The 16,533-nt window shown below is 72.5% G+C and carries 20 protein-coding genes and 1 tRNA gene; 9 read left to right on the top strand and 12 right to left on the bottom strand.

Annotated elements, in window-relative coordinates; genetic code table 11:
- Position 1: 1 nt before the first annotated feature.
- From QWZ14_RS22005 to QWZ14_RS21975, 7 genes are all read right to left on the bottom strand, one after another.
- Positions 2-1,024 (bottom strand): zinc-binding dehydrogenase, encoded by a 1,023-nt coding sequence (locus QWZ14_RS22005; RefSeq protein ID WP_290319066.1) that lies wholly within the window; start codon positions 1,022-1,024, stop codon positions 2-4.
- Positions 1,021-2,289 (bottom strand): beta-ketoacyl-ACP synthase, encoded by a 1,269-nt coding sequence (locus QWZ14_RS22000; RefSeq protein ID WP_290319065.1) that lies wholly within the window; start codon positions 2,287-2,289, stop codon positions 1,021-1,023. The genes QWZ14_RS22005 and QWZ14_RS22000 overlap by 4 nt, the downstream gene beginning before the upstream one ends.
- Positions 2,286-3,449 carry a beta-ketoacyl-ACP synthase gene (locus QWZ14_RS21995; RefSeq protein ID WP_290319064.1) on the bottom strand — a complete coding sequence of 388 codons (1,164 nt, stop codon included), beginning with the start codon at positions 3,447-3,449 and terminating at the stop codon, positions 2,286-2,288. The genes QWZ14_RS22000 and QWZ14_RS21995 overlap by 4 nt, the downstream gene beginning before the upstream one ends.
- Positions 3,446-3,910 carry a 3-hydroxyacyl-ACP dehydratase FabZ family protein gene (locus tag QWZ14_RS21990; RefSeq protein ID WP_290319063.1) on the bottom strand — a complete coding sequence of 155 codons (465 nt, stop codon included), beginning with the start codon at positions 3,908-3,910 and terminating at the stop codon, positions 3,446-3,448. Before QWZ14_RS21990 ends, QWZ14_RS21995 begins: the two co-directional genes overlap by 4 nt.
- A gap of 7 nt (positions 3,911-3,917) precedes the next feature.
- Positions 3,918-4,199, bottom strand: a complete 282-nt coding sequence (locus QWZ14_RS21985) for an acyl carrier protein (protein ID WP_290319062.1) — start codon at positions 4,197-4,199, stop codon at positions 3,918-3,920.
- 118 nt (positions 4,200-4,317) lie between these two features.
- Positions 4,318-4,403: transfer RNA gene (locus tag QWZ14_RS21980), tRNA-Leu, on the bottom strand.
- A gap of 91 nt (positions 4,404-4,494) precedes the next feature.
- Positions 4,495-4,896 (bottom strand): cupin domain-containing protein, encoded by a 402-nt coding sequence (locus tag QWZ14_RS21975; protein WP_290319061.1) that lies wholly within the window; start codon positions 4,894-4,896, stop codon positions 4,495-4,497.
- Between the two features lie 361 nt (positions 4,897-5,257).
- Between QWZ14_RS21975 and otsB the strand changes: the two genes are divergently transcribed.
- A complete protein-coding gene (otsB, locus tag QWZ14_RS21970; RefSeq protein ID WP_290319060.1) occupies positions 5,258-6,001 on the top strand; it encodes a trehalose-phosphatase in 744 nt (247 codons plus the stop codon).
- Complete coding sequence (locus QWZ14_RS21965; RefSeq protein ID WP_290319059.1) at positions 5,998-7,332, top strand: alpha,alpha-trehalose-phosphate synthase (UDP-forming); 1,335 nt, start codon at positions 5,998-6,000, stop codon at positions 7,330-7,332. Before otsB ends, QWZ14_RS21965 begins: the two co-directional genes overlap by 4 nt.
- A gap of 10 nt (positions 7,333-7,342) precedes the next feature.
- Here QWZ14_RS21965 and QWZ14_RS21960 read toward each other — a convergent pair whose 3' ends face one another.
- Positions 7,343-7,966: a glutathione S-transferase family protein gene (locus tag QWZ14_RS21960; protein ID WP_290319058.1), complete on the bottom strand. Its 624-nt coding sequence runs from the start codon at positions 7,964-7,966 to the stop codon at positions 7,343-7,345.
- 1 nt (position 7,967) lies between these two features.
- Complete coding sequence (locus QWZ14_RS21955; protein ID WP_290319057.1) at positions 7,968-8,594, bottom strand: glutathione S-transferase family protein; 627 nt, start codon at positions 8,592-8,594, stop codon at positions 7,968-7,970.
- A gap of 92 nt (positions 8,595-8,686) precedes the next feature.
- Here QWZ14_RS21955 and QWZ14_RS21950 point away from each other — a divergent pair, with 92 nt between their 5' ends.
- The 4 genes from QWZ14_RS21950 to QWZ14_RS21935 all read left to right on the top strand — a co-directional run bounded on the left by QWZ14_RS21950 (position 8,687) and on the right by QWZ14_RS21935 (position 11,036).
- Positions 8,687-9,163 carry a disulfide bond formation protein B gene (locus QWZ14_RS21950; protein ID WP_290319056.1) on the top strand — a complete coding sequence of 159 codons (477 nt, stop codon included), beginning with the start codon at positions 8,687-8,689 and terminating at the stop codon, positions 9,161-9,163.
- Positions 9,160-9,684, top strand: coding sequence for a demethoxyubiquinone hydroxylase family protein (locus tag QWZ14_RS21945; protein WP_290319055.1), 525 nt, complete (start codon positions 9,160-9,162; stop codon positions 9,682-9,684). The genes QWZ14_RS21950 and QWZ14_RS21945 overlap by 4 nt, the downstream gene beginning before the upstream one ends.
- Complete coding sequence (locus tag QWZ14_RS21940; protein WP_290319053.1) at positions 9,684-10,151, top strand: YybH family protein; 468 nt, start codon at positions 9,684-9,686, stop codon at positions 10,149-10,151. Before QWZ14_RS21945 ends, QWZ14_RS21940 begins: the two co-directional genes overlap by 1 nt.
- Positions 10,152-10,283: 132 nt before the next feature.
- The gene (locus tag QWZ14_RS21935; RefSeq protein WP_290319052.1) at positions 10,284-11,036 is read left to right on the top strand and encodes a hypothetical protein; all 753 of its coding nucleotides are present in this window, start codon (positions 10,284-10,286) and stop codon (positions 11,034-11,036) included.
- Here the strand turns inward: QWZ14_RS21935 and QWZ14_RS21930 are convergent.
- Both QWZ14_RS21930 and QWZ14_RS21925 read right to left on the bottom strand, forming a co-directional pair.
- Entirely contained in the window at positions 11,009-11,584 is a 576-nt protein-coding gene (locus tag QWZ14_RS21930; RefSeq protein ID WP_290319051.1) for an HNH endonuclease, read from the bottom strand. The genes QWZ14_RS21935 and QWZ14_RS21930 overlap by 28 nt on opposite strands.
- Before the next feature lie 152 nt (positions 11,585-11,736).
- Positions 11,737-12,405, bottom strand: coding sequence for an alpha/beta hydrolase (locus QWZ14_RS21925; protein ID WP_290319050.1), 669 nt, complete (start codon positions 12,403-12,405; stop codon positions 11,737-11,739).
- Positions 12,406-12,449: 44 nt separating this feature from the next.
- Here QWZ14_RS21925 and gluQRS point away from each other — a divergent pair, with 44 nt between their 5' ends.
- The 3 genes from gluQRS to QWZ14_RS21910 all read left to right on the top strand — a co-directional run bounded on the left by gluQRS (position 12,450) and on the right by QWZ14_RS21910 (position 15,680).
- Positions 12,450-13,301 carry a tRNA glutamyl-Q(34) synthetase GluQRS gene (gluQRS, locus tag QWZ14_RS21920; RefSeq protein ID WP_290319048.1) on the top strand — a complete coding sequence of 284 codons (852 nt, stop codon included), beginning with the start codon at positions 12,450-12,452 and terminating at the stop codon, positions 13,299-13,301.
- A gap of 148 nt (positions 13,302-13,449) precedes the next feature.
- A complete protein-coding gene (gene coaA / locus QWZ14_RS21915; RefSeq protein WP_290319047.1) occupies positions 13,450-14,484 on the top strand; it encodes a type I pantothenate kinase in 1,035 nt (344 codons plus the stop codon).
- A gap of 290 nt (positions 14,485-14,774) precedes the next feature.
- Positions 14,775-15,680, top strand: coding sequence for a family 16 glycosylhydrolase (locus QWZ14_RS21910; RefSeq protein ID WP_290319046.1), 906 nt, complete (start codon positions 14,775-14,777; stop codon positions 15,678-15,680).
- A gap of 10 nt (positions 15,681-15,690) precedes the next feature.
- On the opposite strand, the gene panC is transcribed toward QWZ14_RS21910, so the two are convergent.
- Complete coding sequence (panC, locus tag QWZ14_RS21905) at positions 15,691-16,506, bottom strand: pantoate--beta-alanine ligase (protein ID WP_290319045.1); 816 nt, start codon at positions 16,504-16,506, stop codon at positions 15,691-15,693.
- Between the last annotated feature and the right edge of the window lie 27 nt (positions 16,507-16,533).

The raw sequence follows: 16,533 nt of genomic DNA, 5'->3' as shown, positions 1-16,533 counted from the left end.
GCTAGAGGGTGACGACGATCTTGCCGAAGACCCGGCGGGTCTCGAGCCGCGCCAGCGCATCGGCGAAGCCCTCGAGCGGCGCCACGGTATCCAGCACCGGCACCAGCCCGCCCGCCATCTTCTGCAAGCCGTCGCCGATGTTGCGCATGGCGGCGCCGAAGCTGCCGATGATGCGGAGCTGGCGCTGGAAGACCATCATCAGGTTGGTCTCGGCCGAGACGCCGGAGGTGGAACCGCAGGTGACCAGCCGCCCGCCCATCTTCAGGGACAGCAGGCTGCCGGCCCAGGTGGTGGCGCCGACATGCTCGAAGACCACGTCGACGCCGCGCTTCTTCGTCACCTTGCGGGCGATGCTCTCGAAGCGGTCGGTGGTGTAGTTCACCACATGGTCGGCACCCAGCGCGCGGGCCTGGGCGCATTTCTCGTCCGAGCCGGCGGTGGCGATAACGGTGCAGCCCATGGCCTTGGCCATCTTCACCGCGACGGTGCCGATGCCGGACCCGGCCGCCTGGACCAGGATGGTCTCGCCCGGCTCCAGCCTGGCGTTGTCGAACAGCATGTGCTCGACGGTCGAGAAGGTCACGGCGGCGCAGGCGGCATCCGCAACCTCGATGCCATTGGGCACCGCGACCAGCAGCCGCGCCGACTGGTTCACCAGCTCCTGCGCGAAGCCGTCGACGTGGAAGCCCTTCACCCCCGCGACGTTCTCGCAGAGGTTGTCACGGCCTTCGCGGCAGGCGCGGCAGACGCCGCAGGTCAGCGCGCCATACGGGATGACCCGCTGGCCGAGGCGCCAGCCGGTGACGCCCTCGCCAAGCGCGGTGATTTCGCCGACCGCCTCGGCGCCGACCGTCAGCGGCAGCTTCCGCTTGGCGAAGGCCATGCCGCGCCAGCCCCAGACGTCGATGTGGTTCAGGCCGACGGCGAGCATGCGAAGTTGCACCTCGCCCGGCCCCGGCGGCGGCGGCGGCGGCACCTCGACCAGGCGCGTGTCGCGGTCGCCGAAGAGCTGCAGCGCCCTCATGGCGCGGCGCCCAGGACGAGGCAGACGTTCTGCCCGCCGAAGCCGAAGGAATTGGACAGCACGCGGCTCACCTTCGCCGGTCGCGCCACATTCGGCACCACGTCGAGCGGCACCGCCGGGTCCGGCGTCTCATGGTTGATCGTGGGGGGCAGCATCTGGTCGCGGATGGTCAGCAGGCTGAACACCGCCTCCATCGCGCCGGCCGCCGAGAGGGTATGGCCGATCATCGACTTGTTGGAGGAGATGGGCGGCGGCGTATCGCCGAAGACCGCCAGCATGCCCAGCGTCTCCATCTTGTCGTTCTCCGGCGTGCCGGTGCCATGGGCGTTGACGTAGTCGATCTGCCCCGGCTCCAGCCCGGCATCGGCGATCGCCGCGCGCATGGCGCCGATGATGGCGCCGCCATTCGGGTTGGACCGGGTGCGGTGGAAGCTGTCCGCCTTCTCGCCGCAGCCCAGCACCAGGCCGAGCACCGTGGCGCCCCGCGCCTCGGCCGCTTCCAGGCTTTCCAGCACCAGCGCGGCGGCGCCCTCGCTCATCACGAAGCCCTCCCGCGTCTTCTCGAAGGGGCGGGAGGCGCGCTGCGGCTCGTCGTTGCGGGTCGAGAGCGCCGAGAGCAGGGAGAAGCGGATCATCGCCTCCGGCGCCACGCTGCCTTCGGCCCCGATACAGAGTGCCGCCGCGGCTTCGCCGCGCTGGATCGCCTCGACGCCGAGCTGGATGGCCGAGGCGCCGGTGGCACAGGCGGTGGTCAGCGAGATCGGCGCGCCGCGGGTGCCGAAGCGGTCGGCCAGCCGTTCGCCGATGCCGCCGAAGAGGAACATCTCGAACAGGTCCTGCCGGCCGGCGGCGGCGGCGACCATGGCCGGGTAGCGGCCGGCCTGCTCGCCATGGGTCTGCCGCGCCAGCTCCAGCCGCTGCGGCCATTCGACCTCGACGGGCGGCATGCCGAGGAACAGCGGCCCGGGGAAATCCCCGCCGATGCCGGCACCGGCCACGGCTTCCGTCGCGGCCAGCGCCGCCATGCGCTCGACCCGCTCGGGAGAGGAGAAGGGCTGGCGCCCCGCCTCCTCGGGCAGCACGACCTGCCCGGCGATGGTGGTGCGGAGGTGGTCGGTCGGGAAGCGGGTGATGCGGCTGATTCCGGACCGGCCGGCCAGCAGCCCGGCCCAGCTGTCGGCCACGCCGAAGCCGAGCGGGGTGACCAGCCCGATGCCGGTGACGGCGACGAGGGGTCGGCCGAGCTGATCGCGCGTCCGGCTCATGCGGCGGCCCCTTCGGCGACGGGATCCAATACCGCCAGGGCCTCGCCCCGCCACAGGCCGAAGCCGGTCACCAGCGCCTGCGGCACGCGGCCGGCGTCGATCGCCAGGGCGGCCAGGGCGAGGTTGGCAGGGAAGGCCGCCTCGACCGTATGGCCCAGGATGTCGGCGGTGTGGCGGACCGGGCCCTGGGCGGGGCCGGCGGCGCCGAGATCGGCGAGGAAGCCGGCTTCGGCCTCGGCCGGGGCGGCGACCCCGCTGGCGCCGGAGAATACCGCATAGCCCGGGCGCAGGGGCAGGCCCTCGGCGAGGCCGGTGGCGCTGGCCCGGGCGGTATCCTGGCCGCGCCGCCGCGCCGCGCCGCTGCGCACCGCCTGCAGCCGCGCCAGCCCCCTGGCGCCGCGGGCCCGGGCATGGCGCTCGGTCTCGAGCACCAGGAAGGCCGCGGCGCTGCCGGTGACCATGCCGCCACCGCTCGCCGCCCGTGCCGCCAACGGGGCCCAGTCGCCGCGCCAGAGGCCGCCGGATGGGGCATGCAGCAGCACCATGTCCCAGCGCCCCGCCACATAGGCGCCGCCGGCCAGTGCCAGCTCGCCGCGGCCCTCGGCCAGCCGCGCCGCGGCGATGCGGACGGCGTCGGCGGCGGCGGATTCCTCGCCCATGAAGGTGCGGGAGGAGCCGGTGACGCCATGCACGATGGAGATGTTGCCGGCCAGCAGGTTGGACAGCTGGGCGAGGAACAGCGTCGGCCGCAGCCCGTTGGCCAGCCGCTCGTTCAGCCGCCGCCCGGCCTCGCCGGCGGGCAGGCCGGCGAGTTCCCGGCAGATGGCCTCGTCCAGCGGCACGTCGCGCTCGCCGCCGCCGGCGGAGACCACGAGGTGCATGTCGGCTACCAGGCCGCGCGCTGCGGCATGGTCGATGGCCAGGCCGGCGGCATAGGTGCCGAGCCGCTGCCAGGGCTCCATCTGGCGCTGGTCGCCCTTCTTCGGGATCTGCCGGTCGAGGTCGAGCGGCGGCAGCGGGTGGATGGGGAAGGGGGCGAAGGTGGTGGCATCGACCACCGGCGGCGCAGCCGGATCGGCCAGCGCGGCGAGATGCGGCGCGGCGCCCTCGCCGAGGCAGGAGACCAGCCCGACGCCGGTGATCCAGACGGGCTCGCTCATGGCCGCGGCTCCTCGGTCAGGCCGATCTGCAGGGCGCGCTCGCGCATCGCGGCCTGCAATTCCGGCGCGGGGAAGCCCTGGAGGCTGAATTTCAGCTCCCGGACCTCGCAGATCCGCCTGCCGGCGGCGGTGATGGCGGCGTCCGTCACGGCGAAGCCGGAGCCTTCGTGGACCAGGGTCGCGGTGACCTGCAGCACCGCGCCGGGGGCGACGAAGCTGCGCAGCTTGGTCTCCTTGCTGCCGATCAGGAAGGGCATCCGGGCGAAGCCCAGCCGGTGCAGCAGCAGGAAGCCGGAGGCCTGCGCCATGGTCTCCACCAGCAGGACGCCGGGGACCAGGGGATGGCCGGGAAAATGCCCCTCGAAGACCGGGCTCGCCAGCGGCACCGTGGCCTCGGTGGCGATCTCCCCGGGACCAACCGAGATCACCCGGTCGATCATCTGGAAGTATTCGAGGCGCACCGCCGGATCAGCCGGCCTTGGCCGCGACCAGTTCCTCGATCCGCTTCGCCAGGTTCTCCATGACGAAATACTGCCCGGCCGGGGCCGCGCCGGAGTTCACTTCCTGGGTCCAGGACTCGACCGGCACCTTGATGCCGAAGGCCTTGTCGATGGCGAAGACGATGTCGAGGAAATCCAGGCTGTCGATGCCGAGATCCTCGATGACATGGCTTTCGGGCTTGATGCTCTCGCGCGGGACGTCGCTCGTCTCCGCGATGATGTCGGCGATGCGCTCGAACGCCGAGGCCATGGGGAATCTCCGGAACGAACAGGGATGGGAGGCGGGTCTTCGCGCGATCCGGCGCGCTTGGCAAGCGCCGGCTGGGCGGGGTGCCCGGGGGAATGGCCCGGGGAAGGCCGGGCTTGGCTGGTAGGGGCGGCCGGACTCGAACCGGCATAACCTCGCGGTCGGGGGATTTTGAGTCCCCTGCGTCTACCGTTCCGCCACGCCCCCGCTGGCGGCAGCGATAGCATGGCGGCGGGCGGCTGACGAGATGGGCCGCGCCCGGCACGGCCGGCCTGCCAGGAACCGGTTCGGCCGGTGCTCAGGGCGCCAGGGCGGTGGCGAACTCGGCCGGCGAGGTGATCTCGAGCAATTCCATGTCCTCGGAATGCGCGAGCTCGCGGTGCCGGATGCCGGGCGGCTGGTAGACGCTGTCGCCGGGCTGCAGCAGCACCTCGCCGATGTCGCCGTATTCGAACCGGACCCAGCCCTTCAGCACGAACACTATCTGGAAGGCGAGGCTGTGGGTATGCCACAGCGGCTCGGCCTGCACGCCGGGAACGGCACGGACCACATGCGCGCCGTAGCCGCCGCCGGTGGCGCCGCGGATGCCGAGGTCTCGGTAGGTGAAAAAGGGGCGGAGGCCCGATTCATGGGACGCCTCGGCGGCGTGGCGAACGGTGGTCCGGCTGCTGGTGCCGGTGGTGGGGCCTTCATCGGGCATGGTGCGCTCCAGAGCGTTGTTCCTGGGCCAATCACGGTTTCGTGCATCCGGCAGCGTCCTGCCGATCAGGCCGCCACAGCCCAGGGTGAAGGCTCGCGGACCGGGCGGGAAGCCCCGGGCGGTGCCGCCCGCCGGATGCCGGTGGCGCGACTGGCCCGCCTCCGCCTTGGGAGTCGGAATGGTTGATCCGGGCCACGGACCGGACCCACTGTTGGGTGACAGGCCAGGGTGCCGTCGGCTCTGTCGCACCGGCACCGGGAAACCCGGATCCGGCCCGGCTGGTGCGGCCGGAGCCGGGCCCTGGCTTCGCTCACGCTTCCGTGACGCAACCCTGCCGCCGCAGGCGGCTTGTTCCGGACGCATGTCAGACAGAATCATCCTGCCGCCGCCGCCGCGCGTCCCGGGTCTTGGCCCCATTGCCGCCGCGGCGCTGTTTCTCGACTTCGATGGCACCCTGGTGGAGATCGCCCCGCGCCCCGATGCCGTGGAGGTCCCCGATCACCTTCCCGACCTGCTCCACCGCCTGACCGAGGGGCTGGGCGGCGCCCTGGCGATCGTCAGCGGCCGGGCCCTGGGCGAGCTCGAGCAGTTCCTGCCGGTGCCGATCCCGATGGCGGGTGACCATGGCGCCACCCTGCGGCCGGATCCGCTGCAGCCGCCCACCCTGCCGTCCCTGCCCAGCCCGCCGGAGGCCTGGCGCGCCCGGGCCGATGCCCTGGTCGCCAAGCATCCCGGCGCCCTGGTCGAGGACAAGACCCACGGCTTCGTCATCCACTACCGCCAGGCTCCCGAGCTGGGCCCGGAGGCGGCTGCGCTGCTCGCCTCCATGGTGGCCGAGGATCCGCTGGCCTTCACCCTGCTCGAGGCCCGCATGGCCTGGGAGATCCGCCCGCGCGGTGCCTCCAAGGCGACCGCCGTGCGGGCGCTGATGGCCGCGGCCCCCTTCGCCGGCCGCACCCCCGTCTTCATCGGCGACGACGTGACCGACGAGGAGGGGATGGACGCGGCCCGCAGCTTCGGCGGCCAGGGCTGGCGCCTGGACGACATGTTCGGCACCCCGCAGGTGCTGCGGGACTGGCTGGCCGAGGCCGCGACAGGCCGATGAGCCGGCTGGTCATCGTTGCCAACCGTGTTCCCAACCCACGGGAACGCGGTGCCACCGCCGGCGGCCTCGCCGTCGCGCTGAAGGACGCGATGTCGAGGCGGGAGGCGATGTGGTTCGGCTGGTCGGGGCAGACCGCCGAGGCCACCGCCACGGAGCCGAGCATCAACACCCAGGGCAAGCTCACCTACGCGACCCTCGACCTGGGCCGGGAGGATTACCGGCGCTACTACCAGGGCTTCGCCAATGCGACGCTCTGGCCGACGCTGCACTACCGGCTGGGCCTGGCCCTGTTCCAGCGGGCGGACTACGCCGGCTACCGGGCGGTGAACGCCGCCTTCGCCACTGCGCTGGCACCGCTGCTGCGGCCGGATGACCTGGTCTGGACCCATGACTTCCACCTCTTCCCCTTCGGGGCGGAGCTGCGGCGGCTCGGCTGCAGGCAGCGCCAGGGCTTCTTCCTGCACATCCCCTTTCCCCCCTTCGGCCTGTTCAGCGCCCTGCCGAAGGCCGAGGAGCTGCTGGCCGACCTCGCCGCCTACGACGTGATCGGCGTGCAGACCGAGGATGACGCCGCCAACCTGCGCGGCGCCCTGGTCGCGGTGGGGCAGGCGGAGGCAGCCGAACGGGTGGCCGCCTTCCCGGTCGGCATCGATGCCGAGGCCTTCCGCAAGCTGGCCGAGCGGGCCATGGACCGCGCCGATACCCGGCGCTTCAGCCAGAGCCTGGTCGGCCGCGACCTGGTGATCGGGGTCGACCGGCTCGACTATACCAAGGGCCTGCCGCAGCGCTTCGCCGGCTATGCCCAGCTGCTGGCCCGCTTCAAGGCGCACCACGGCAAGGTCACCTACCTGCAGGTGGCCCCGGTCTCCCGCGGCGACGTGGCGCAGTACCGCAGCCTGCGGCGGGAGCTGGACGAATGGGTCGGCCGCATCAACGGCCAGCATGCCGAGCCCGACTGGGCGCCGCTGCGCTACATGACCCGCGCCGTGCCGCGGCCGACTCTGGCCGGCTTCATGCGGATCGCCCGCGTCGGCCTCGTCACCCCCTTGCGGGACGGCATGAACCTGGTGGCCAAGGAATACGTCGCGGCACAGGACCCGGCCGACCCGGGGGTGCTGCTGCTCTCCCGCTTCGCCGGGGCCGCGCCGCAGCTGCCCGGTGCCGTGCTGGTCAACCCGCTCGACCCGGATGCGATCGCCGAGGCGTTGGATGCCGCGCTGAGCATGCCGAAGGAGGAACGGGTGGCCCGCTGGGAGGCCATGCGCCCCGCCGTCTGGGAGGCGGGGGCGAGGGCCTGGGGACGGGACTTCCTCGCGGCGCTGGAGGCCTGACGCCCCAAGGTCAGGTCAGCGGCACCGCCACATGGGTCCGGTAGGCGGGGCGCTGCAGCAGCCTCTCGTACCAGCCGCGCAGCCTGGGCAGCTCGGGCCGCGCCAGCGGCAGCTCGAACCAGCGGTGCAGGAAGCCGCCAAGCGCCATGTCGGCCACGCCGAAGCTGCCCGCGACGAATTCCCGGCCTTCGAGCTGCGCCTCGACGATGCGCCAGAGCCGTTCCGCCGCGTCCCGCGCCCGGGCCGCGGCCGGCAGGTCCCGCTCGGCCTCCGGCGTGCGGACGAAGGTCCAGAAGATGACCCGCATCGGCTCGTTCAGGCTGGCCAGGGTCCAGTCCATCCAGCGCTCGGCATCGGCCCGGGCCTCCGGCGCCTCGGGATAGAAGGCGGTGCCGCCGGGCTGGGTGCGGCAGAGATAGCGCAGGATCGCGTGGCTTTCCCACAGGCTGTAGCCATGCGGCATCACCAGCGTCGGTACCGTGGCGTTCGGGTTCATCGCCGCGTAGTCGGCATCCCGGGTCCGGCCGAAGGCGCCGCCGGCATCGACGCGCCGGCAGGGGATGGCCAGCTCCTCCAGCAGCCACAGCACCTTCATGACATTGACCGAGCTGGCCCGGCCCCAGACGGTGATCATCTCAGCTCATCTCCACCGCGACATGCTTGACGAAGCCCGGGTGGCCCGCCTTCAGCCTGGCGTAATAGGCCTCGAGCCGGGGCATCGGGGCGCGGTCGATCGGCAGGGCGAACCAGCGGTGCAGGTAGGGGCCGAGCGCGATGTCGCCGATGCTGAAGGCGCCGGCGAGGTAGTCGCGCCCCTCGAGCCGCGCGTCCACCATCCGCCACAGCGCCTCCGCCGCGTCGCGGGCCCGGTGGGTCGCCGGGTAGTCCCGGGCGGCCTCGGGGGTCCGGACATAGGTGAAGAAGACCGTCACCATCGGCCCGTTCAGGGAGGCCAGCTGCCAGTCCATCCAGCGTTCCGCATCGGCCCGGAGCCGGGGCTCCGGCGGATGCAGCGAGCTGCCCGGCGCATGCCGCGCCACCAGGTAGCGGAGGATGGTATTGCTCTCCCACAGGGTGAAGCCATCGGCCTCCTCGATGGTCGGGACCCGGCTGTTCGGGTTCATGGCGCGGTAGAAGGGTTCGGTGGTGCGGCCGAATTCGCCGCCCGCATCGATCCGCTCGTGGCGGATGCCCAGCTCCTCGCAGAGCCAGAGCACCTTCATCACGTTGCTGGAGCTGGCCCGGCCCCATAGCTTCATCATGTCCCGCGTCCCGCCCTGCCGAGCGGCCAGACTATGGGGCGGGCGGGATGCGGTCCAGTTGCGCCCGCGGCGCGGCGGCGCGACATAGCGGCATGATCGGAATGCTCCTGCTCGCCGCCGCCGCGGCCGCCGCGCCGCTGTTCGCCCGCGCCAGCGAGGACCTCTTCGGCATCGCGCCCTGCGAGCTCTGCCTGTGGCAGCGCTGGCCCTACTGGGTCGCGGCCGCGCTGGCGCTGGGCGGGGCGCTGCTGCCGCGGGCCCGGCGGCCGCTGTTCTGGCTGGCGCTGGGGGCGATCCTGGTCTCGGGGGCGATCGCCGGCTTCCATGTCGGCGTCGAGCAGGGCTGGTGGCCCTCGCCGCTGCCGGGCTGCCAGGCGCCGCGCTCGGCCGGCGGGGCGACGGTGGACGACCTCATGCGCGCGCTCGCGCCGGCGCCGTCCAAGCCCTGCGACGCGCCGACCTACCTGGTCCCCGGCCTGCCGCTGTCGATGGCGGCGATGAACCTGCTTTACGCGCTTGGCCTTTCGGGGCTGGCCGCCATCTGGATGCGGAGAGGAGACCGCCCATGACCCGCAAGACCCCCCGCCGGATGATCGAGGAGACCATCCGGGTGGACCACGCCGGCGAGTATGGCGCCAAGCGGATCTATGCCGGCCAGCTCGCGGTCCTCCGCGGCACCAGGTGGGAACCGCTGATCCAGCACATGCAGGACCAGGAGCAGGTGCATCTCGACACCTTCTCCCGGCTCATCGCCGAGCGCCGCGTCCGCCCCACCGCGCTGCTGCCCATCTGGCACGTCGCCGGCTTCGCGCTCGGCGCCGCCACGGCGCTGCTCGGCCACCGCGCCGCCATGGCCTGCACCGTCGCGGTGGAGGAGGCGATCGACGAGCACTACCAGGCGCAGGAGGCCGCCCTCGGCGAGGACGAGGCGCCGCTGCGCGCCCATATCGTGCAGTTCCGCGCCGAGGAGCTCGAGCACCGCGATACCGGGCTTGAGCACGAGGCCGAGCTGACGCCCGGCTACCGGCTGCTGAGCAGCGCCATCAAGGCCGGCTGCAAGGTGGCCATCAAGGTGAGCGAGAAGATCTGATGGAGACCCTGCCGCTCCCGGAGGCGGATGCAGCCACCACGGCCTCGGTCAAGGACTGGCTGGACCGCTTCGCCGCCTGCGTCCGGGAGGTGGACTACGCCCGGGCCTATCCCTTCTGGCACGATGCCATCGTCATCTTCGGGACCTACCAGGAGCTGGTCCGCAGCCGCCAGGCCTGGACCGACAGCCAGTGGGACAATGTCTGGCCGCGGACCGAGGGCTTCGCCTTCGACCTGGCCAATACCCTGGTCCTGGCCTCTGCGGATGGCGGCATGGCGGTGGCGGTCGCGCCCTGGGACAGCACCGGCTTCCACCCCGACGGCCGCGCCTTCCCGCGGCCGGGGCGGGCGACAATCGTGCTGGCGAAGCAGCCGGACGGGCGCTGGGTCGGGGTGCACAGCCACATGTCGCTGCAGCGCGGGGTGCCGCAGGACAGCCACGGCAAGCGCGCGGTGAAGGCGCGGTAGCGGGCCAGCGGGCTTTGACAGCCGGTGGCCTTTTGCGCTGGCATGGTCCGCCGCCGCCAATGGCGGCAGGCTCACCAGGTTGACGGCCGGACGAGGCGGCATCGGCCGGCCGCGGCAATGGGATGGCGTCGCATGACCCTGCAGAATGCCCTGATGCTCGGCGGCGCCCTGCTGCTGGCGGCCTGCGCCGGCCCAGTCCCGGCCCCGGAGTCCCCCGAGCGGTCCAGCCGCGACCTGCTGAACAGCCTGCCGCCGCGCCTGGCCGCCTTCACCGCCCATGGTCCCGCCACCGCCCTGGCGGTGGCCGACAGCGCCGGCCGGTCCTACGGGGTGCCCGGCGCCTTCTCGAGCGTGGTGCTGACCCGGCCGCAGGCGCCGCAGGCCCTGCCGGAGGGGCCGGAAGGCGCCGAGGTGCGGGTGCTGCTGGAGCAGCTGACCACCTCCGTCCAGCACCGGGCACCGCCAGCCGGCGTGCCGCCGCGCCCGGCCGACTCCTTCACCACCCGGGGCACCACCCGGGAGGCGGCACCGGCCGTGTCGGAGGCCGCATCCGCGGCGTGGCGCCGCGAGGCGGACCAGGGCTTCCAGGGCGGCGCCGGCACGGCCCTGCGCTGCTCGGTCCTGCGCCGTCCCCTCGGGGCGGGCGCCCAGGTCCGCTACACCTGCGTCACCGGCCTGCAGGGCCGCTTCCTGACCATCATCGCCACCGTCAACCACGATGCGATGAACGGCATGGCGGTGAACACCCTGGTCGGCAATTTCGCCGCCAGCCTGGCCGAGGCGCTGGCCACCGGCGAAGGCCTCGTCTCGCCTTACCCCACGATCATGACCGGCTCGCCGCCCGCCCTGGTGCTGGCTCAGCTTTCCAGCTCGGAATCCCAGTAGAGGTAGTCGCGCCAGCTCTCGTGCAGGTAGTTCGGCGGGAAGGCCCGGCCGTTCTCCTGCAGTTCCCAGCTGGTCGGCTGCCGCGGCACCTCGCGGGGATGCATGTGGCATTCCCGCGGCAGCCGTGCGCCCTTGCGCAGGTTGCAGGGGCCGCAGGCGGTGCAGACATTGTCCCAGGTGGTCCGGCCGCCGCGGCTGCGCGGGATCACGTGGTCGAAGGTCAGGTCGTGGGTCGGCCGGTTCTCGCCGCAGTACTGGCACTCGAAGCGGTCGCGCAGGAAGACGTTGAAGCGGGTGAAGGCCGGGCGGCGGGCCGCCGGGATGTATTCCTTCAGCGCGATGACGCTGGGCAGGCGCATCGACAGGGTCGGCGAATGCACCTCGGTCTCGTATTCGTTCAGCACCGAGACGCGGTCGAGGAACACGGCCTTGACCGCGTCCTGCCAGGACCAGATCGACAGGGGAAAGTACGAAAGCGGCCGGAAGTCCGCATTCAATACCAGGGCCGGGAAAGTCTGCCCACCGATGAACGTACCGCCGTCAGGCAAGCGCCGCTCCTCATCCGGGGCGGGGCCATCCAGCATTGGGGCCTGTCACGGCTAACGGGCCCAACATGCAGTGGCGCCGCCGATCAACAGCGCATTCATGCCAGTCCCGTCGCGGCGGTGCAACAGGGCCGCCGGCTCGTTTCATCCGGCTGTCATGCGCCGGGCGCCGCGGCGAAGGCCCGGCCGAGCATCCGGGCGCCGGCCAGCAGCCCCGCCTCGTCGATGCCATGCGCCAGGCCGGGCCGGTACAGCGCCTCCACCGGAACCCCGGCGGCACGGAGCGACTGCTCGGCCGCCCGGCTGGCGGCGACGGGGACGATGTCGTCGGCCTCCCCGTGCACGAGCAGCACCGGCGGGCGGCAGACGAGCTCGGCGGCCAGCGACTCGGCGGCCAGCAGGGCGCCCGAATAGCCGAGGACCGCCGCCGCCGGCGCCGCCGGCCGCCGCAGCCCGGCGTAGAGCGCCATCATGCAGCCCTGGCTGAAGCCGGCCAGCGCCAGGGCGGTGCCGGGCAGGCCGAGCCGGGCCAGCTCGGCATCCAGGAAGGCATTCAGCCCCTCGGCCGCCAGCCGCGCCCCCGCCGCCATCACCGCCGGGCGGCGGTCCTGCAGGCTGAACCACTGCCGGCCGTAGGGGCCCATGTCGCAGGGCTCCGGCGCGTCCGGCGCGACAAAGGCGGCATGCGGCAGCGTCGCGGCCCATTGCGGCGCCAGGTCGATCAGGTCGGCGCCATCGGCCCCCAGCCCATGCAGCAGCACCACGAGTTGCCGCGGGCTGCCGCCCGCCTGCGGCCCGATGCGGGGCCCATCCAACAGCACCATCCGGCTTGCTCCTTCTGCTCGGCACCCGCTACCCAGGGGCGGCCATGGCCGCAACCGTGACCCGCTTCGCCCCCAGCCCGACCGGGCTGCTGCACCTCGGCCATGCCCACGCCGCCCTGGCCGCCTGGCGGGCGGGGGACCGCTGCCTGCTGCGGATCGAGGATATCGACACCACCCGATGCCGCCCCGAGTTCACCGCGGCGATCCTGGCCGACCTGGGCTGGCTGGGCCTCACATGGGATGCGCCGCCACGGCGGCAATCGGCGCATTTCGCCGAGTACCGCGCGACCCTGGACCGGCTCTCCGGCCGCGGGCTGCTCTACCCCTGCTTCTGCACCCGTGGCGAGATCGCCCGCGAGGTGGCCGCCGCCGGCCGGGCGCCACAGGGGCCGGACGGGCCGCTCTACCCCGGCACCTGCCGCCGGCTGACCGCCGCCGGGCGGGCCGCCCGCATCGCCCGGGGCGATGCCTTCGCCCTGCGGCTCGACATGGCGGCGGCCCTGGCCGCGGCGCCGGGGGATCTCTCGTTCCACGAGGCCGGGGAGGGGCGGCTGCGCTGCGACCCCGGCCAGTTCGGCGACGTGGTGCTGGCGCGCAAGGATGTCCCGGCCAGCTATCATCTGTGCGTCACCCATGACGACGCGCTGCAGGGGGTCACGCTGGTGACCCGGGGCGAGGACCTGAAGCCCGCCACCCATCTTCACCGCCTGCTGCAGACCCTGCTGGGATGGCCGGAGCCGGGCTATGCCCACCACCGCCTGCTGGCCGATGCGGCCGGAAGGCGCCTCGCCAAGCGGGACGGCGCGCCGAGCCTGCGGTCGCTGCGCGACGCCGGCATGACCCCGGCCGAGGTGCGGGCCCTGGCCGGCTTCGCCGACCCGGCCCTGCCGCCGTGACCGCCGCCGGCCGGGCGCGCGGCCCGGTCCGGGTGCTGGACGAAAGCCCCGGCCTGGGCGACATGGCGGCCCTGGGGCTGACCCTCGCCGGAGTGGTGCCGGTGGCGCGCGGCTGATCGGTTTTGGAGATTTCCCGCGGCATGACACGATGGCGCCCATGCAAGCCGCCCCGCTGATGGCCGATCCTCCCCCGGCCGAACCCCGACCGGCCGCCCCGCTCCTGGCCGATGGCCTCCCGGGCGACCTCCCGGGCGATGCCCCGCTGGCCGAGCCGGGCTACCGGATCTTCGACCGCGCCGCCTGGGCCGCGCTGCGGGCCAACACGCCGCTGTCGCTGACCCGGGCCGACATCGGCGCGCTGCGCGGCATCAACGACACCGTCTCCCTGGCCGAGGTGCAGGACATCTATCTGCCGCTGTCGCGGCTGCTGAACCTGCAGGTGCGGGCGGCGCGGCGGCTGGCCATGGCGCAGGACAGCTTCCTCGGCAACCGGGCGGCGCCGCCGCCCTACATCATCGGCATCGCCGGCAGCGTCGCGGTGGGGAAAAGCACCCTGGCCCGGGTGCTGCAGGCGATCCTGGCGCGCTGGCCGGACCATCCCCGCGTCGAACTGGTCACCACCGACGGCTTCCTGCACCCGACCCGGGTGCTGCAGGAGCGCGGGCTGATGCGGCGGAAGGGCTTCCCCGAAAGCTACGACCTGCGGCGGATGCTGGCCTTCCTGCATGCGCTGAAGGCGGGCGAGGCGGAGGTGGCGGCGCCGGTCTACTCGCACCTGAAATACGACATCATCCCCGGCGAGGCGCAGGTGCTGCGGCGCCCCGACATCGTCATCTTCGAAGGGTTGAACGTGCTGCAGCATGCCGCCGGCGCGGCCGTCGTCGCCTCCGATTTCTTCGACTTCTCGGTCTATCTCGATGCCGGCGAGGCGGAGATCGAGGCCTGGTACATCGAACGTTTCCTCCTTCTGCAGAAGATCGCCTTCCCCAAGCCCGACAGCTACTTCCATCATTTCGCCAAGCTGCCCCCGGCGGAGGCGCGAGCGGTGGCCATGGGCATCTGGCAGGACATCAATCTTCTAAACCTGCGGGAGAACATCCAGCCGACGCGCCATCGTGCCAGGCTGGTGCTTCGCAAAGACTCGGAGCACAGGATCGAGCAGGTCTGGCTACGACGAATGTAGTCAAGCAGCAATGAGGCGGCGTCGGAATATTTCGTTTTACCTCATTGTCTGTGACAAAGGGCTTCGGCTGGGGCGTTGAATATTCGGCGCATTCCAAGTTGCCGGGTTCGTGTACTTGCGTGCCAGCGCCAGCGGTCTAAGTCCGGGGATGCCTGTCGTGGCCGGCATGCTTGCGCCCCTGGGGTGAGCCGACGGCCGCACCATGTTCGGCCCAGTTGCGGGGCTGGATCGCGGCCGGGCCTTCCGCCCGGACAGGTAGCCGCAATGCCGAATCGCGAGGATTTTGCCGAATGGCAACGACCAGCCCGACCAGTGCCGTCGAGACCGACCGTCCCCTGCACGAGAGCTTCGACAACGGCATCGGTGTCTTCACCGACAACTGGAACGTCGATGCCTCCGTCCCCGGTCAGGTGACCCTGCGCGGAACCTCCGGCCTCATGCAGCAGGCGGTGAGCACCAGCTCCGGCCAGGGCTACGGCACCTACACGATCAACGCGAAGTTCGAAGGCACCATGCCCGGGCCCGCCATCATCCTCTGGCCGGGCGACAACCACTGGCCGGGCCAGGAGATCAACCTCGCCGAGGTCACCAACGACGGCACCGGCCGCATCTACGGCGCCCTGCACTGGGACGACAACGGCGACCATGCGGTGACCGACATCTACGAGGGCGTCCTCACCGGGGTCTTCCACGAGTTCAAGCTGATCTGGGAGCCGAACCACCTGACCTACCTGGTCGATGGGGTGAAGCAGGCCGAGTTCACCCAGTACGTGCCGATCGACTACGACCACGGCGGCATGAACAACGTCATCGGCTGGCTCAACACGAGCTACGAAACCTCGATGACCGTCACCGACGTGGACTACGTGCCGCTCGGCGTGGCCGGCACCCCGGTGGCCCAGTTGCCGGCGACCGATCCGACGCCGTCTCCCGCCCCCGCGCCCAGCACCCCGACGCCGACCGTCCCCGTGGCGGCCCCCGCGGCGGCCATCGACTGGGATGCGCTGGCGGCGCAGGCCGCGGCGAATTTCGCGGCGACCGGGCATTGGTACTACGACATGCCCGCCGCCGAAGGCACCGCGGCCACCCCGCAGCCGGCGCAGCCGGCCGCCCCTGCCGAGGCGCCGGTCGACTGGTACGCCCTCGCGGCCCAGGCGGAGGCGAACTACGCCGCCACCGGCCACTGGTTCTACTGAGGCCGGCCCTTCAGGCCGGCATGTTGTCCAGCAATCGCACGCCGCCCAGCCGGGCGGCGGCGATCAGCCGGGCCGGCGGCGCGGCGCATGCGCGCAGCGTCTCCGGCTCGACCAGCGCTAGGTAGTCGAGGGCGAAGCCCGCCGCCGCCAGCCCGGCCCGGGCCTCGGCAAGTGCCGCCGCGGGGGTGGCGCCCCGGGCCATGGCGGCGATGGCGGCCTGCATCGCTCCCGGCAGGGCCGCAGCCTGGGCCCGCTCCGCCGGGCTGAGGAAACGGTTGCGGGAGGACATGGCCAGCCCATCCGCCTCCCGCACCGTCGGGCAGCCGATGATGCGGATCGGCATGTCGAGGTCGCGCACCACCTGGCGGATGGCCTGCAGCTGCTGCCAGTCCTTCTCGCCGAACATCGCCGCGACGGCGCCGGTCTGCTGGAACAGCTTGGTGCAGACCGTGGCGACGCCGCGGAAATGCCCCGGGCGCGCGGCGCCTTCCCAGCCCTCGGCCGCGCCTTCGACGTCGATGGTGGTCGCCCGGCCGGGCGGGTACATGGCCTCGACGCTCGGCAGCCAGGCGAGGTCACAGCCCGCCGCCTCCAGCATCTCGAGGTCACGGGCCTCCTGCCGGGGATAGCGCGAGAGATCCTCGTTCGGGCCGAATTGCAGCGGGTTGACGAAGATGGACGCGGCGACCGCCGGGGCCTCCTGGCGGGCCGCGGCGAGCAGCGAGAGATGCCCCTCGTGCAAGGCCCCCATGGTCGGCACCAGGGCCAGCGGCCCGAGGCTCGCCAGCTCGGCACGGAGGGTCGGCAGGTCTCGGGCGATGCGCATTCCGACGCATCTGCCTCATCCGCCGTT

The organism is Paeniroseomonas aquatica, from assembly GCF_030409335.1.
GTDB classification, from domain to species: domain Bacteria; phylum Pseudomonadota; class Alphaproteobacteria; order Acetobacterales; family Acetobacteraceae; genus Belnapia; species Belnapia aquatica.
Note: the sequence above shows the minus strand (reverse complement) of the source record. Positions and strands in the feature narration are given on the sequence as shown.

What these genes read in the sequence shown, in the direction of transcription:
- QWZ14_RS22005 (WP_290319066.1), bottom strand. Translation starts at nt 1,024, where the DNA reads ATGAGGGCGCTGCAGCTCTTCGGCGACCGCGACACGCGCCTGGTCGAG.
- otsB (WP_290319060.1), top strand. Translation starts at nt 5,258, where the DNA reads ATGTCAGACAGAATCATCCTGCCGCCGCCGCCGCGCGTCCCGGGTCTT.
- QWZ14_RS22000 (WP_290319065.1), bottom strand. Translation starts at nt 2,289, where the DNA reads ATGAGCCGGACGCGCGATCAGCTCGGCCGACCCCTCGTCGCCGTCACC.
- QWZ14_RS21960 (WP_290319058.1), bottom strand. Translation starts at nt 7,966, where the DNA reads ATGATCACCGTCTGGGGCCGGGCCAGCTCGGTCAATGTCATGAAGGTG.
- QWZ14_RS21925 (WP_290319050.1), bottom strand. Translation starts at nt 12,405, where the DNA reads ATGGTGCTGTTGGATGGGCCCCGCATCGGGCCGCAGGCGGGCGGCAGC.
- QWZ14_RS21965 (WP_290319059.1), top strand. Translation starts at nt 5,998, where the DNA reads ATGAGCCGGCTGGTCATCGTTGCCAACCGTGTTCCCAACCCACGGGAA.
- QWZ14_RS21995 (WP_290319064.1), bottom strand. Translation starts at nt 3,449, where the DNA reads ATGAGCGAGCCCGTCTGGATCACCGGCGTCGGGCTGGTCTCCTGCCTC.
- panC (WP_290319045.1), bottom strand. Translation starts at nt 16,506, where the DNA reads ATGCGCATCGCCCGAGACCTGCCGACCCTCCGTGCCGAGCTGGCGAGC.
- QWZ14_RS21945 (WP_290319055.1), top strand. Translation starts at nt 9,160, where the DNA reads ATGACCCGCAAGACCCCCCGCCGGATGATCGAGGAGACCATCCGGGTG.
- QWZ14_RS21975 (WP_290319061.1), bottom strand. Translation starts at nt 4,896, where the DNA reads ATGCCCGATGAAGGCCCCACCACCGGCACCAGCAGCCGGACCACCGTT.
- QWZ14_RS21950 (WP_290319056.1), top strand. Translation starts at nt 8,687, where the DNA reads ATGATCGGAATGCTCCTGCTCGCCGCCGCCGCGGCCGCCGCGCCGCTG.
- coaA (WP_290319047.1), top strand. Translation starts at nt 13,450, where the DNA reads ATGGCGCCCATGCAAGCCGCCCCGCTGATGGCCGATCCTCCCCCGGCC.
- QWZ14_RS21985 (WP_290319062.1), bottom strand. Translation starts at nt 4,199, where the DNA reads ATGGCCTCGGCGTTCGAGCGCATCGCCGACATCATCGCGGAGACGAGC.
- QWZ14_RS21935 (WP_290319052.1), top strand. Translation starts at nt 10,284, where the DNA reads ATGACCCTGCAGAATGCCCTGATGCTCGGCGGCGCCCTGCTGCTGGCG.
- QWZ14_RS21940 (WP_290319053.1), top strand. Translation starts at nt 9,684, where the DNA reads ATGGAGACCCTGCCGCTCCCGGAGGCGGATGCAGCCACCACGGCCTCG.
- QWZ14_RS21910 (WP_290319046.1), top strand. Translation starts at nt 14,775, where the DNA reads ATGGCAACGACCAGCCCGACCAGTGCCGTCGAGACCGACCGTCCCCTG.
- gluQRS (WP_290319048.1), top strand. Translation starts at nt 12,450, where the DNA reads ATGGCCGCAACCGTGACCCGCTTCGCCCCCAGCCCGACCGGGCTGCTG.
- QWZ14_RS21955 (WP_290319057.1), bottom strand. Translation starts at nt 8,594, where the DNA reads ATGATGAAGCTATGGGGCCGGGCCAGCTCCAGCAACGTGATGAAGGTG.